We start from the raw sequence: 15187 nt of genomic DNA, 5'->3' as shown, positions 1-15187 counted from the left end.
CTTGTACTGGTTTAGCTGCCACGATAAGTTGAGTATGAAAAAGGGCTAATTAATAAAGGGACGTGATAATGCTGCTGAATATCCACGACCTTAAAATCAATAGAAACCCGTGGATAAAAACTATCAGTATTTAAAGATTCAAAATAATCTGCCACTTCGAAAATTAACTGATAATTGGTTTGGATGAGTGCATCGATTTTAAATACTGGAATACGACCATCTGCGTCAGTGAATTGTTGATCCAGTAAAATATATTCATGGTCAATTTCTTGTCGTAGCTTGACCAAGACTTTTGCTGCGGGTTGCCCCAAAGAAGCATTTAAAATATGTGTGCTGATACCCACCATTATTGAATCTCCTGTTTTAAACGCATCAAGGCAATCTCCGCCAATTGTTGTTTTACTTCAGCTTGCTCTTGTTCAACCGTATTCAATAATCGACGTTGCAGCTCTGACAAAATTTGTTGGCCTGAGCGACCAGCAGCACGAATCAGATAGATATGTCCAAATTTACGCTCATAATCTAAATTGCCCTGATATAGCGCCAGTTGCACGACAGCATCGGTTTCAACTTGGCTTTGTTCATGTTGAGAAAATTGCTGTTCTTTTTCAGACAAAACCGCTGCTGCTTTTTTCTCGCCAATACGTGGATGTTGTGCCAAAGCTTCAGCAATATCAGACCATGACCATGTCTGGGCTTGTGCAACGGCAACTTGATAAAGCTGGTCTATAGACAAATAAGGACGTTGACCTACCAGTTTAGAAGTCCAAGTCGGGATATGTACGCAAGCTTGTAAAACAAGCCCTGCTTCCCCTGAATCCAGTTGATTAAATGTTTCTAGCTGCATAGCTGCTCCAATTTAACGCATTGTCTGACTGGTCAGACCAGATATGTTAAATTAAGCAATGACTATGCCAACTGTTCCCGAACATGCAGGATTCTTTATTGTTCTTTTAATTTATTTAACCAATCTAAATGCATTTATTTAAAATTGAATAATCTATTTTTATTTATAAGTTGTATTAATAAATAAAGTATTACCTTTCAATATAGAAAAATTGACTATAAAAAAATCATCTGCTAGTTTTTATCTGCTCGCACGATCTTATATATTTAGAGCATATACATAATAAATTAAGATCAAATAAAAACCAAAAACCATGCTTTATTTTAATAATCAAAAGAGAAAATAATATGTGTACCGAGTTTATTCTACCTCAAGCAACAAACTACCGTATTTCTGGACGTACAATGGATTTCGCTGCTACGTTTACATGGCAGTTGGCAGCAATTCCTTTGGCAACATCTTTAAAAGCAATCGGCACGCTAAGCTCGCATTCACCCGCCTATCATTGGACAGCTAAATATGGGTTTATGGGGATTGGGATTAAACTCCCTTTAAATCTGTTTGATACAAAACTATGTGATGCCATGAACACAGAAGGCTTTTCAGCAGCGGCCCTCTGGTTGCCACCTTCCCGTTATCCGAAAAAGGCAGATGCACCGCAAAATGCCAAACTTATTTCTGCATTGGATATTTGTGGTTGGGCTGCCTCGAATTACAACTCAGTCGAAACGTTGAAAAAGGATTTATACGCTATCCAGCAAGGTCAATCCACTTCACTCGGAGAAGTTTTGTATTTTTGGGATCCACTACAGTTCTCTGAACACAGTGAATTGAATCAAAGCGATGAACTGAAAAATCTCATTCCGATTCATTTCCAATTTCACGATAAAACTGGCGCAAGCTTGGTACTTGAGTTTCGTGATGGGCAATTGTCGATTACAGACAATACCGATATTGGTGTTATGACCAATACACCTTTTATTGAATGGCATCGTACCAATTTAGAAAATTATCTGGGCGTCACCAATGTTGAAACTGACAGCCAAACTATCATCGGTTTGAATGTGAATAAAGCAGGCAATGGTGGTGGTTCGATTGGACTTTCTTCATCTGCATTGCCTTCCGATCGGTTCCTACGAACAGCATTCACGCTAAATTATTCAATTCCTTGGTTAAACCAAGCACAACGCCCAAGTAATACCGCTGCTGTCGCCCATGTAATGAATGTGATTAAAGGTATTTATGTCACTCGCGAGCAATGCATTAATCAAAGTGGCAATATTAAAGGTGACTATACCCAATGGGAAATTGTCCGTGATCATAGCAATCTGGTTTTCTATATTTCAACAACTGCAAGCTTAGGGTTCTGGCAAGTTAACTTTTCAGATTACCAACTGGGTCAAAATGCCCAACCACAGTTTGCTGTCATTTCAGATGCAACTCAAATGCCGGTTTTAACTGCAACGGCTTAAAACAAATCAAAAAAACGGCAATCCCTAGGGATTGCCGTTTTTTAAGGTTGAATGAAAGGTTTAGTTCAAGCTATACGCAATCACATAATCCCCATGATCAGGCGATTGACGCGCGCCACCCGCAGTAATCAAAACATATTGCTTACCTGATTTTGGTGACACATAGCTGATTGGCGTACCTTGACTACCCACAGGTAAACGTGATTTCCAAAGCTCTTTGCCCGAAGATGAATCCAATGCACGCAAGTAATAATCTTGAGTTGCAGCAAAGAACACTAAACCACCTTGAGTAGCCATTGGACCACCAATAGTTGGCATGCCAATTGGAACAGGTAAACCCATTTTGATTCCCATCGGGCCAGTATCCTGTACTGTTCCCATGGGTACTTGCCACGCCACCTGACGAGTTTTCATATCCACTGCCGTCATGGTGCCATATGGCGGTTTTTGGCAAGGGATCATCAATTTCGACCAGAAACGATCTTTATTGACTTTGTACGGTGTTCCTTTCATTGGTACCGCGCCCATACCTGTATTGACTTTTTCACCACCATTGGCCTGAACAGCCAGATCTTCTGGGGTTTGTTCAATCAACTGAATCCATAGACCTAAGCGCATGTCATTGACGAACATATATTGATGGCTTGGATCGAAGGCAATACTGCCCCAGTTCATCCCGCCCAAAGAACCTGGGAAGCTCAATGACTTATCTGTACCTGGTGCAGTAAATAAGCCTTCATAACGCATTGATTTGAAGTTGATCCGGCACATCAGCTGGTCAAATGGTGTTGCACCCCACATATCCGATTCAGTGATGGTCTGGTTACCAATTTGTGGCATTTCTACCGAACGTGGTTGAGTTGGGCTGTATTGCTCTCCTTTGATATCGGCAGGTTTTACAGGCTGCTCAATCACTTTGGTGAGCGGTTGCCCTGTTACGCGATCCAAGACAAAGAACTGACCAGATTTGGTGCCAATCACCACAGCAGGTTTATTGCGACCATCCTTCATTGGGAAATCCACCAAGCTTGGCTGCATTGGCAAGTCAAAATCCCATAGATCATTATGAACTGTCTGATAGACCCACTTTTCCTTACCCGTGGTCGCATCTAAAGCAAGAACAGAGGAGTTGTATTTATGGTCCAATGGTTGACGGTTACCGCCCCATACATCGACAGATGAGCTCCCCATTGGCAAGAATACCGTGTTCATTTGCGGATCATAAGACATCGCTGCCCAAGAATTTGCTGAACTACGTTTATAGGTTTCTCTATCCTTTAACACATAGTTTGGATCAGGATTACGTGGATCAAAGGCCCAACGTAATTCACCTGTAATGACATCGTATGCACGAATCACACCACCAGGCATATCGGCAGCAAAGTTATCGGCAATACGACTACCCACCACAATCACTGTACCCGCAATAGTTGGCGCAGAAGTAACCTCAAAACGAGGTGCTGTTGTGCCCTCACCCAAACCTTTAAGTAGGTCAACGGTGCCTTCTACACCAAAGTCTTTACAACGTTCACCCGTATCTGCATTGACTGCGATTAAGCGACCATCTGGTGTATTGGTATAAACACGACGTGGGCATGAGGTATTGTTTGCCACCGCTTTTACTGGCGTCGCTCCTGCTAAAGTCGGCTGAACCAGTGCTTGCGTTGAGTCAAAATAAGCAACTCCACGGCAACGTTCCCATGCATCCGATTTAGAATTGACTTCGGCTTTCCAGAGTTGTTTACCTGAATCAGCTTGTAACGCAAAAATATTGTTATGCGGCGTACATAAGAAAATCTTATTACCAACCTGTAGCGGCGTCATCTGATCTTCTGCACCATTTCCCGAACCTGTGGTGAAATCACCCGTACGGAAACGCCAGACTTCTTTCAACTGGTGCACATTATCGCGTGTGATCTGATCCAGTGCAGCAAAACGGCTACCCCCTGAATCCTGACCATAATGCTGCCAGTTGGTTTGTTTCATGTCCGTTTTTACTGGAATCAGTGGTAATGCCTCACCAGAAGCCATCACGGTTGGATGTGGCTGGAACATCTGATAAAGACCAATCACCATACCAATAACCGTCAATATCCCGAGACCATAAGCAGGTAAATCTGCACTCGGTTGATATTGATAACGACGAATGGCAGGTAAAGTAAACATCAGGGCTGCAAATAAACCTGCGGGGAACATCAGTCTTGAAAATAGAGGCCAGAACTCCCAGCCTGCATCAAACAATGACCAAACAATCGTTCCTGCAAACACCAGTGTAAATAACCAAACACCCAACGCTTTTTTCTTAAAAATAAAAAGTGCTGCGATCAGGGTGAGTACACCTGAAATCAAGAAATACCAAGTACCACCAAGCGTTGCTAATTTGAACCCACCCACTGTAAAAAACAGGCCTGTGAGCAACAAAACTAACGCCAAAATAAAGCACCATATTTTTAGTATGGTATGTGAGCTAGAAGATTCAGACATCGCTCATCCTCCTGTATTAGAAATTCACACGCATGCTTAAACCTGCAACCCACGCATCATCGACCTCTTTAACACCCGCAGGTTGATGAATATATTGCAAGTTCGGTCTTAACATGACCGCAGGTGACCACTGATAGGTATAGTTCAGCTCAATATTGAGCTCATCACGCTGAACAGGTACATAATCCGCCGCAAGCGCATCATATTGGTCATAACCACGACTTTGGTTGATTTCAATCTGACGATCTTTATAACGATCATTGACGAGGTAATTGGCAATACCAAAACCAATTGAGTCATTTGGACGACTATCGAAAGGCCCTTTGTACCAAAGTGCCAGTTGCTGGGTACTGGTTACGGCTGTGGTGGCTTTATCGTTGACCACCGCATTGAAACTGACGTATAAGCCACGCTTTGGATCATTACCGATTTGGCTGAGTTGTTGTTGTGCATTGAGCCAGAAGCTATGTTTTCCATCATGTATCTTGCCCACTGTTGTAATATCATTGGCTTCAGCCGTTGAATATAGTGCCCCGAATTTATATTCACCTGACAAGCCATTGAAGGCAGCAAGTTTCGGTCGCCATGCCAGTTCTACAGGAATGGTCGCACCTTTGACATGGTCCATATCCAGATTAAAACCATCCCGATTTCGATCAGTTTTGATATTGTCTGGATTGACTTCGTAGACACCTACACCGAGTGTCCATTCAGGTGCGAATTGATATTTAACATTGGCGCCCCATAATCCAACAGGCAAGTTGTACCAGATTGAACCGATCGATTTTCCAAGCTGTCCGCCACACAGTAACAGATTCTGAAACTCACATTGCGAGCCATTAAAATCTTCTGACATTCCCATACGACCAATCTTGAACTGCACCGTATTATCAACGAAGCCCTTTTTCACCCACGCCTGACTCAAACGCCAGATTTTGCCGCGACCATAAATTTCCTGTGAATTACCAAGCGCACCGGAACGAGGATCTTTAATTCGATCCAACGACAAAGCATTACCATCGCGTTTAGTCACTAAAAGACTCGCGCTGGTATCTTTCCAGCCTGCAATTTTTTCTAAATCAAAATTGGCGCCTAGCGACAATTGCGCGGCATTTTTAAAGGCATTGTCATCGTTATAGCCACCATCCAAATTGGTCGCACTTTGACTCATGATCGAGGCAGTAAATTTATAGCCTTCTTTTTCCAGTTGCTGACGCTGTCCATTCCAATCATCCAGTAACCATTGATGATCCTGTAACCACGGTTGATCCGCAAAACTAGATTGAGCAGCACATACAGCAACTGCCAGACAGCTCATCTTGAGCAATAATGCATTCGACTTCATCTTCAGCCTCCTTGCCGTTTATTTCAGTTTCACAGCTGAACTAAGTTCAGATGTTGCACCAACGCGGTCAGTGATATTTGCTGTCACTGAAGCCACTTGCATTGTTGGTTTCCAAGCAAGCGTTGCTGTTCCTTGCGCATTGGTTGCAGCGACTGCTAAACCTAGATAGAACTCTGCTTCATTCGAGTTTGCCGATGAGTTTCCAAAAAATTCCACCTGATAGCGCTGATTCGGTTGTCCTTTGATCTCAGCCCTAATTTGTCCTTTAGCGAATGTTAATTTTGGTGCTTGAATATTCTGATTGGGCTGTGCATTACAGCCCTGTTCATTTGCTTGTTGGCAAGTTTTTTGTAGATTGGCAGGATCAATCTTGACACCATGACCACGTGAACCCACAAAATGTGAATGTTCCAATCCGGGAATATCAAAGATGATCGCACCGACGCGTTGATTCGGTACGCAACTTCCACCCGCTTCACAACGTTTAATATCTTTGCCGTTATTCCAGATTAAATTCTTGGTCAGGGTAATATGTGCATTGGCATCTTTTTCAGAGCGAATCGCAATCCCTACCCGATTACCATGCACTTTATTGCTGTCAAAAATATTGCCATCACCCGTCAGGTTAAAGCCATTGGAGTTATTGGTCAGCTCGTTATAGGCAATATAATTGCGCTTGCCCCAGTTGATCTGTAAACCATCTGAGTAATTCTCAAATTTATTGCCCACCACCGCATTGTCATTGCCCCATAATATCTCGATGCCTTGTGATGGTTCAGGATTGGCAGCAGTAGAAATAAAATGATTGTTGGCAACCAGATTAAATGCTGCGCCACGGGTCAGTTCAAGTCCATCGCCATTGTCCTGAAAATAGTTATTCAGCACTTTATTGTTATTGGTCGTGGTCGCTGTTGGATGGCCTTTGCCATCATCACCTGTCAGCATTACCCCTGCGCCACCATAGTTATGCATGATACGGTTATTTTGAATCAGGTTATTGCTGGCACGATTCATCAAAATCCCAATACAGAAATGACGGATTTCTAAGCCTTGGATGGTGACGCCATTGATGTCACGTAATACGATGCCAGGCAAAGTTGTGGTCCGAACATTGGTGCCGAATTGTCCCTCAACTGCACCCGGGCAGGCTTCAACGCCTGTGCCTTTAATATAATTTGATCCATCGACCGCAATAAACTCACCTGTTTTCGCCCATTGCGTACCAATAATTTTTACTGGGGCTTTAATTTCAGGTAATGGACTGTTGACCTGAATTGCATAAGGCGCTTTTCCTACAGCCTGAATCAGAATTTCGCTGGCCTCAGTTGGCTTGCTGTTGGCCTGTTCAATCGCCCAACGCAGTGAACCTTTTTCAACATCATCCTGATATCGGTCAACGATATAGGTTTCTGCTGTTGCTAATCCCGAAACTGCCATAGCGATGGCTAAAGTACTTAAGCGTACATAGATTGATTTCATGTGTTAAAAATCCTTTTATATTATTGTGTTGGTTGAACTGTTTTTAAAAACTGTTTTAGTTGAGTCACATCAATCTGCCCCGGTGCAGAAGCTTCACCAATCATGCCAAAACTAAAACTGCCGCCCATGTTGGCTGTCGCAATTCGGGAAATGGTGCCGAGTTTACCCATCGACATGGTGAGTAATGGCTTTTTAGATTGCTGACTGACGTTTAAGGTGGCATTCATTAAGGTGAATACATCCTGTTTGCTTTGCGGCATCACTGCAATTTTAAGAATATCGGCCCCTAACTCATCCTGCTTGAGTAAGCGCTTGATGATTTCGGCCTCAGGTGGTGTTTTTTGAAAATCATGACTGGACATCACAATCAGCACTTTTTTCGCATGTGCCAATTTGACGGTATTTTTTACAATTTGCTGATCACGGAACATTTCCACATCCAGCATATCCATAAATGGCTGCTGTAAATAAGCCTGATAGGTCTTGCTATAATCTGCATCACTAATGGTCAACTGCCCACCTTCGTTATGGGTACGAATGGTAGCAATCATCGGCTTAGCACCGAGAATCTGTTTTAATTCATGCCCCAAGGCAATCACTTGCTTGCTATCACTGGCAAAGTTCAGTAAATCAATCCGAAACTCGGCGAGATCCGCATCAGCATTGGCTGCAATCACTTTTGCCTGTGCAATCGCCTGCTCTTTGGTTTTGGCTGTAATTGGTACAATGGTTTTGACAGGCAGCTTTGCCAATTCAGCTAACTCAACCTGTTTTTGGACACTGTCCTGTGCTTGTACTGTTTGAACCAGCAATAGAGGGCTAACCAGCAGCATTAACGCTGCCAATGTTTTCATATCCATGAATATTTTCCTTAGTCAAAATTATTGTGTTGTTACACTGCGGCGTCTTACTAAGTTCTCACCCAATTTTCGGATAAGCTTTCAGCTGGACTTACTTTGGTTTCGCCCTGAGAAGCGCTTGAAGCTTCGTAAGGGCAAAAGCATTATCATCTGCAAAACCTGTTTTATTCTGTCAACGATCCTTTCTATCGCAGAAACAATATCTTATTGATCCCACGCAGGTTGCAGATGACATTCCCGAGTAGCTAATTTCTACATACGTTTCTTTAATATATTTAAATATCAAAAAACACCGTTTCATCATCACCTTGAATACGAATATCAAAGCGATAAACCACTTCGCCATCCACTTCACTGCGTTTGGCGATTAGCGTTTGCCGACGTACCGCCCACTCAATACTGTTTAAAACAGGATCGTTGGCATTGGCATCCACTTCATCTTCAAAATAAATACGGGTATGCAAACCAATATTGATGCCGCGTGCAAACACTGCCACAGCAATATGTGGTGCCTGAATTGAACCTTTACGCCCAGCAACCGCCCCTGGTTTTACCGTATTAAAGCTCCAGAAACCAGTTTCAAAGTTTGCACCAGTACGGCCCCAGCCCTGAAAATGTGGATCGACCATTTTACCTTGCGTATCAGCCTGACTTGGATAAACACCATTGGCATCCGCCTGCCAGATTTCCAGTAACACATCTCTTAATGGCAGACCAAGGCCGTCAAACACCTGACCTTCGAGACGAATACGTTGACCTTGGGTTTGCTCATTCACTAACTGATGATTGAAGTTATGCTCAAACACTTCAATATTGGCTTGTTGCGGTAATAAGCCAATATGAACATAAGGACCACCTGTTTGTGATGGGGTTTCCTTCAATTCCTGAAAATTCCATGCATTCATCGTTTGTCTCCCTTAAGTCAAATCATTTTCAAAATAAGTCGCACGACGACCACGAAGATGAATATCAAAGCGGTAACAACGACTGTCTGCTTCAATGAAATTATTTTTATCTTCCAATGCAATCAAGGCACGACGCTGATCTTCAGAGGGAATGGTTTTCAAAATCGGGCAAGTATCAATCAGCGTATCGCCTTCAAAATAGAACTGTGAAATCAGACGCTGTGCCCACCCATCTGCGATCAAGGAAAAGTGAATATGCGCTGGACGCCATTCATTGATACGGTTACGCCATGGATATGGACCTGGTTTAATCGTACGGAAAATATAGAAACCATTTTCATCGGTTAAAGTACGACCACAACCACCAAAGTTTGGATCCATCGCACCAATGAATTTGTCATTTGGATGACGATAACGGCCTGATGCATTGGCCTGCCATACTTCCAATAAAGCATTTTTCACAGGACGACCAAACTGATCACGCACATAACCATGCACAATGATACGTTCACCGACAGGTAGACCTTCTTTGGCATAATTCAGAATCAGGTCGTTGTCTTTCGGGCCAAAAATACTTGGTGAAAAATGCGGTGAAGTCACTTCAGTCAAAGTTTCATTAATTGAAATCAATGCATTCTTTGGAGAGCGTAATACACTGGTCTTATAACCGGGTGTATATGCTGGCGGATGATCATCAGTATTGCGTTGTGGATATGCACCCAATGTATGCTTTAACATGCTTGTCTCCTTAATCCTGTGGTTGTGCCGCAACGGGTTGCACGTCAATGCCAAGCTCTTTAAAGACTTCTTCGGCCATATGCATCGCCGCATTTGCTGCGGGTAATCCTGCATATAAAGAACTATGTAAAATCAGCTCTTTTAATTCGTCTTTCGTCACACCGTTGTTGAAGCAAGCACGTAAATGCATTCGAAGTTCATCTTCACGCCCCAAAGCCAATAGAATGGCAATGGTGACTAAACTGCGGGTATGACGTGGCAAGCCTTCACGTGACCACACTTCGCCCCAAGCAAAACGACTAATAAAGTTCTGGAAATCCTGATTGAAATCATTAAGGTTCGCCAAAGAGCGGCCGACATGTTGTTCACCCAGTACTTCGGTACGGACTTTCAGTCCTTGTTGATAACGTTGTTCATCATTCATGAACGTTGCTCCTCATCTTGAAAATATGAGCCTTAGGTTGCATCGGTGTGAGCAACTAGAGATTTAACAAAAATTGCGATGGCTGCTGCCGTAGCAGGAATCATCAACAAACTGAGAATGGCGGTAAATGACCAGTCATTGCCCAACAACACTGCGCCAATCCACGCACCAAACACGGCACCGAAACGGCCAATACCTGTCATCCATGCCACACCTGTTGCACGGCATTGGGTTGGATAGAAACGAGCACTTAACGCAGGCATTGACGATTGCGCCCCGTTAATCGCAACGCCTGCACAGAGCACAAGGATCGCCAATAAAGTTGGATTGCTGAGGCTTTGCCCAACCGCAACGGCAAATAGACCTGCGACAAAATAGAAACCTGAAATAATACGGTTTGGATTAAAGCGATCCATTGCCCAACCAATGAACAAGGCACTAAGCACACCACCAAATTGGAATAACCCACCAATGAAAGCAGCACGCTCCATAGTTGCCCCTGTTTCACGCATTAAGGTTGGTAACCAGCTGGTCAGTAAATAAATCACCACCAAACCCATGAAATATGTCGACCACAATAAAACCGTACCTTTGGCATATTGTTTGGAAAACAGCATGCCAAACACATTTTTCTTTTCTGCAACAGCAGACTGCTCTTCTGGAATATGGAATTCGGTGATTCCTTGAATTTCTTTAGGTGCAATATGAGCTAAAATTTTGCGTACTTTTTCAGGGTCACGGCCTTTAACAATCAAAAAGCGATAAGACTCAGGTAACAAGAAAATGACCAATAGCATTAAAATAAGTGGTGACCAGCCTCCCAATAAAAACAAGCTATGCCATCCAAATGCAGGAATCAGCCAACTACTGATAAAACCACCCGTTGCCATGCCCAAGTTATAACCACAAAACATACATGTGATGAGCAGTGAACGACTCCGTTGCGGGCAGTACTCTGAAAATAGTGTTGTCGCATTCGGCATCGCCGCACCAAGACCAATACCAGTTAAAAAACGCAATACCACTAAGCTATCGAGATTGGTGGCAAAAGCGGATGCCAAAGTGAAACCACCGAAAATCAGCATCGAAATGGTTAAAACAATTTTTCGTCCAAAACGGTCTGCTGTCGGTCCTGATACCAATGCACCAATGATCATGCCACCCAGTGCTGCACTCATGACGGGGCCAAGTTGAGAACGATCAACCCCCCAATCCTGAGCCAATGCAGGCGCAATAAATCCCATTGCCGCAGTATCGATACCATCTACAAATACAATGAGAAAACAAATAATTGCGATCATCCATTGATACTTGCTAATCGGTGCATTATTGATGAGTGCCTGCGCATCCATACTATTTTTTGGGGCAGCAAATTCCTGTGCCATAGTTGCCTCCTTGTCGGCGAATTCCTTTCTAACCCTTATGGTTATATATTTTGAATGAACTTGGACAATGCCTGATTGAACACTTGTGGTTGTTCAATATTGGACAAATGAGACGCTGCCAAGATTTCAAGCTGACTGGTTGGAATGAGTTGATGCATAAACTCTGCATCTTGAACCGTTGTGACAGGGTCGTACTGCCCCGCGATAATTAAAGTGGGAATTTGAATTTGGTATAGCTGATCTCGAACATCGGCATCGGCCAAAGTACGACATGCATTGGCATAGCCTTGCGCAGGTGTCACCGCGAGACTTTGAATGGTTTTCTGTGCCAAAACATCATGCCGATAATCAAAATATTCGCTGAACCACCGGGTATGCGTGGTTTTCACAATTTCAGCCAAACCATTTTGCTCCACGCTATCCGCACGGGTATTCCAAGCTTCGGCAGTGCCAATTTTTGCTGCCGAGTTTGCCACGGTGATGCTGTGAAAGCGTTCCGCGTGGTCAATCGCCAAAGCCAATGCAGTAATTCCGCCCATTGAAATACCGCAGAAATGAGCTTTTTCAACGGTTAAAGCATCAAGAATATCGACCACATCTTCTGCCAGATTTTGTAAGGTCGTATCAGCAATTACTGTGCTGGTCCCATGTCCACGTGTGTCATAGGTGATGACCTGATAATGCTCAGTCAAAGCTGTCACTTGCGCCTGCCACATACCATGATCTGTTCCCAAAGAATTAGAGAACATGATCACAGGTGCATCTTTGCGCCCTTGAACCTGAACAACAAGCGGATGTCCCTGACGATTATTGATATGAGTGACCATGTGCTTACTCTCCTTGTGCTGCATGTAATACCGCATCAATTTGTGCCTGAATATTGCCTAGGTAAGATGCAGGATTGAACAGCTCATCTAATGCTTGATCACTAAAATGGGCATTTACTTGATCCATATTGGATAACACAGTTTTTAAATGCTGATGTTGGGCAACGGCTTGCTGGCAAGCCTGCTCAACCAAATGATGTGCATTCAAACGTCCAAGTTTTGGTGCAAGCGCCATCATTACTGCTTCGGCCATAATGAGGCCATGCGTACATTCAAGATTACGTTGCATTGCTTCTGCACTAACTTGCATATGCTCAAGCACATCGCTAGTGCGTTCTAAAGCACCTGCACATAACTGGAAAATTTCTGGGATTGCGAGCCATTCTGCATGCCAAGCCCCTAGAGCACGTTCATGCTCTTGCACCATGCTTTGATAGACACTGGCCATTAAGGCGGGCACGCGATTCGCTGCTGCAAGAATTGAAGCTGCCGCAACAGGATTACGCTTATGTGGCATAGTTGATGAACCACCTCGCCCTTTTGCTGCAGGTTCGAAGACTTCTGCGATTTCAGTTTGCATCAACAATGACCAGTCTTTCGCCATCTTGCCAACATTCCCAACAATCAAAGCAAGCGTACTAGCAATCTCAACAATACGGTCGCGCTCACCATGCCATGTGCATTCAGGAACGGTTAAATCGAGTTGTGCGGCAAAAGCTTGAACGACAGTCGAACCTTGATCTTGTAAAGACGCCAGTGAACCAACTGCACCACCGAGTTGTGCAGTCAGCACGCGACTTTTCATGGCTTGTAAACGATCAAGATCACGCTTGAAAGCACTTGCCCAACGCGCGAATTTATGACCCAAAGTAATCGGTAAAGCTTGCTGTAGCCAAGTACGCCCTATCATGACCTGATCGCGATATTGCTGTGCTTGCCTTAAGCTCACTTGATAAGCCTGTTGCACTTGCTTTTCGATCAATGCCAAGGCATCACGACACTGTAAAATCGTTGCAGTATCAATAATATCCTGACTGGTCGCACCCCAATGCACATAACGTGAAGCATCTTCATCCTGCTGTTTCACCAAAGCAGTGAATTGCTTTACCAATGGAATTGCGATATTGCCAGCCAAACCCGTTGCTGTTGCAAGCGCATCCATATCGATTTTCGTTACGGCATTGTGTCCAACCTGTTCAATGATCGTTGCCGCTGAAGCAGGAATGACATTGACCTGTGCCTGAGCTTTGGCTAAAGCGACTTCGGCTTGGATCATATAACTCAATAAAGCATGATCACTAAAAATTGCAGTGACATCAGGCTGATAAAATAAGCTGGCGTATAACTGGCTCATGGCAGACCTCACTCAACACGTTGAATAATCAAAGCAATCCCTTGACCGACACCAATACACATCGAACACAAGGCATATTCACCCTTGATCTGTTCAAGTTGATTTAAAGCTGTGGTCACTAAACGTGCACCTGAAGCACCCAATGGATGACCTAAGGCAATTGCACCACCATTCGGGTTAATTCGTGCATCGTCATCCGCCAAAGCTAAATCACGAGTTACCGCTAAAGCTTGTGCTGCAAAGGCTTCGTTTAACTCAATCACATCCATCTGCGCTAAAGAGAGATTGGCTTGCTTAAGTAATTTCTTAATTGCAGGCGCAGGCGCAAAACCCATAATCCGTGGTTCAACACCCACTGTGGTGGCTGCAATGATTTTGGCACGTGGTTTGAGTTGATATTTTTCCACCACTTCGTCCGAAGCAATCAATAAGGCAGCAGCGCCATCGTTAATCCCAGAGGCATTGCCTGCGGTGACTGTGCCTTCGGCTTTGACCACGCCTTTAAGTTTGGTTAATGCTTCTATTGTGGTTGATGCACGTGGATGCTCATCACTATCCACCACAATGGCATCGCCCTTACGCTGTGGAATCGTCACAGGCACGATTTCGTTCGAGAAAAAGCCCTTGGCTTGTGCGATTGCAGTACGTTGTTGGCTGGTTAAAGCAAACTGATCTTGATCGGCACGGTTGATATTGAATTGTTCTGCCACGTTTTCCGCGGTTTGTGGCATGCTGTCCACGCCATACATTTCTTTGAGTTTTGGATTGATAAAACGCCAACCCATGGTGGTATCTTCAATCTTTTGACTACGTCCAAAGGCGCTGTCTGATTTACCCATCACATAAGGGGCACGGCTCATGCTTTCGACACCGCCTGCAATAATCAAATCTGCTTCATTGGCTTTAATGGCACGGGCAGCCATGGCAATTGCATCCAGTGACGAACCACATAAACGGTTTACGGTGGTGGCAGGCACTTGATAAGGTAAGCCTGCCAATAATGCTGACATACGTCCGACGTTACGGTTATCTTCACCTGCCTGATTGGCACAGCCATAGATCACATC

The 15187-nt window shown here is 44.0% G+C and carries 14 protein-coding genes; 1 reads left to right on the top strand and 13 read right to left on the bottom strand.

The window, feature by feature from the left end; translation table 11 throughout:
• Positions 1-11: 11 nt before the first annotated feature.
• Positions 12-347 carry a hydroxyisourate hydrolase gene (gene uraH, locus MMO42_RS16085; protein WP_241321302.1) on the bottom strand — a complete coding sequence of 112 codons (336 nt, stop codon included), beginning with the start codon at positions 345-347 and terminating at the stop codon, positions 12-14.
• Positions 347-847: a 2-oxo-4-hydroxy-4-carboxy-5-ureidoimidazoline decarboxylase gene (uraD, locus tag MMO42_RS16080; protein WP_241321301.1), complete on the bottom strand. Its 501-nt coding sequence runs from the start codon at positions 845-847 to the stop codon at positions 347-349. The genes uraH and uraD overlap by 1 nt, the downstream gene beginning before the upstream one ends.
• A 347-nt stretch (positions 848-1194) precedes the next feature.
• On the opposite strand from uraD, the gene MMO42_RS16075 reads away from it, so the two are divergent.
• Complete coding sequence (locus MMO42_RS16075; RefSeq protein WP_241321300.1) at positions 1195-2319, top strand: linear amide C-N hydrolase; 1125 nt, start codon at positions 1195-1197, stop codon at positions 2317-2319.
• 60 nt (positions 2320-2379) lie between these two features.
• Here MMO42_RS16075 and MMO42_RS16070 read toward each other — a convergent pair whose 3' ends face one another.
• From MMO42_RS16070 to pcaF, 11 genes are all read right to left on the bottom strand, one after another.
• Positions 2380-4803 (bottom strand): glucose/quinate/shikimate family membrane-bound PQQ-dependent dehydrogenase, encoded by a 2424-nt coding sequence (locus MMO42_RS16070; protein WP_241321299.1) that lies wholly within the window; start codon positions 4801-4803, stop codon positions 2380-2382.
• A gap of 16 nt (positions 4804-4819) precedes the next feature.
• Positions 4820-6148 (bottom strand): carbohydrate porin, encoded by a 1329-nt coding sequence (locus MMO42_RS16065; RefSeq protein ID WP_241321298.1) that lies wholly within the window; start codon positions 6146-6148, stop codon positions 4820-4822.
• Positions 6149-6166: 18 nt separating this feature from the next.
• A complete protein-coding gene (locus MMO42_RS16060) occupies positions 6167-7627 on the bottom strand; it encodes a right-handed parallel beta-helix repeat-containing protein (RefSeq protein ID WP_241321297.1) in 1461 nt (486 codons plus the stop codon).
• 20 nt (positions 7628-7647) lie between these two features.
• Positions 7648-8487, bottom strand: coding sequence for a type I 3-dehydroquinate dehydratase (gene aroD, locus MMO42_RS16055; protein ID WP_241321296.1), 840 nt, complete (start codon positions 8485-8487; stop codon positions 7648-7650).
• 275 nt (positions 8488-8762) lie between these two features.
• On the bottom strand, positions 8763-9392 hold the full coding sequence (gene pcaG, locus MMO42_RS16050; RefSeq protein WP_241321295.1) for a protocatechuate 3,4-dioxygenase subunit alpha: 630 nt from the start codon (positions 9390-9392) through the stop codon (positions 8763-8765).
• A gap of 12 nt (positions 9393-9404) precedes the next feature.
• Positions 9405-10130, bottom strand: coding sequence for a protocatechuate 3,4-dioxygenase subunit beta (pcaH, locus tag MMO42_RS16045; protein WP_004806145.1), 726 nt, complete (start codon positions 10128-10130; stop codon positions 9405-9407).
• Between the two features lie 10 nt (positions 10131-10140).
• Positions 10141-10554, bottom strand: a complete 414-nt coding sequence (gene pcaC / locus MMO42_RS16040) for a 4-carboxymuconolactone decarboxylase (protein WP_241321294.1) — start codon at positions 10552-10554, stop codon at positions 10141-10143.
• Between the two features lie 32 nt (positions 10555-10586).
• Positions 10587-11939 (bottom strand): MFS transporter, encoded by a 1353-nt coding sequence (locus MMO42_RS16035; protein ID WP_241321293.1) that lies wholly within the window; start codon positions 11937-11939, stop codon positions 10587-10589.
• Positions 11940-11980: 41 nt separating this feature from the next.
• Positions 11981-12766 carry a 3-oxoadipate enol-lactonase gene (pcaD, locus tag MMO42_RS16030; RefSeq protein WP_241321292.1) on the bottom strand — a complete coding sequence of 262 codons (786 nt, stop codon included), beginning with the start codon at positions 12764-12766 and terminating at the stop codon, positions 11981-11983.
• 4 nt (positions 12767-12770) lie between these two features.
• Complete coding sequence (locus MMO42_RS16025; protein WP_241321291.1) at positions 12771-14120, bottom strand: 3-carboxy-cis,cis-muconate cycloisomerase; 1350 nt, start codon at positions 14118-14120, stop codon at positions 12771-12773.
• 8 nt (positions 14121-14128) lie between these two features.
• Positions 14129-15187 (bottom strand): 3-oxoadipyl-CoA thiolase (gene pcaF, locus MMO42_RS16020; protein ID WP_241321290.1); only part of this gene is annotated, 1059 nt, incomplete at its 5' end.

The organism is Acinetobacter sp. ANC 3882 (genome assembly GCF_022549545.1).
Lineage (GTDB): Bacteria > Pseudomonadota > Gammaproteobacteria > Pseudomonadales > Moraxellaceae > Acinetobacter.
This window is presented reverse-complemented; position numbering and strand designations above follow the sequence as displayed.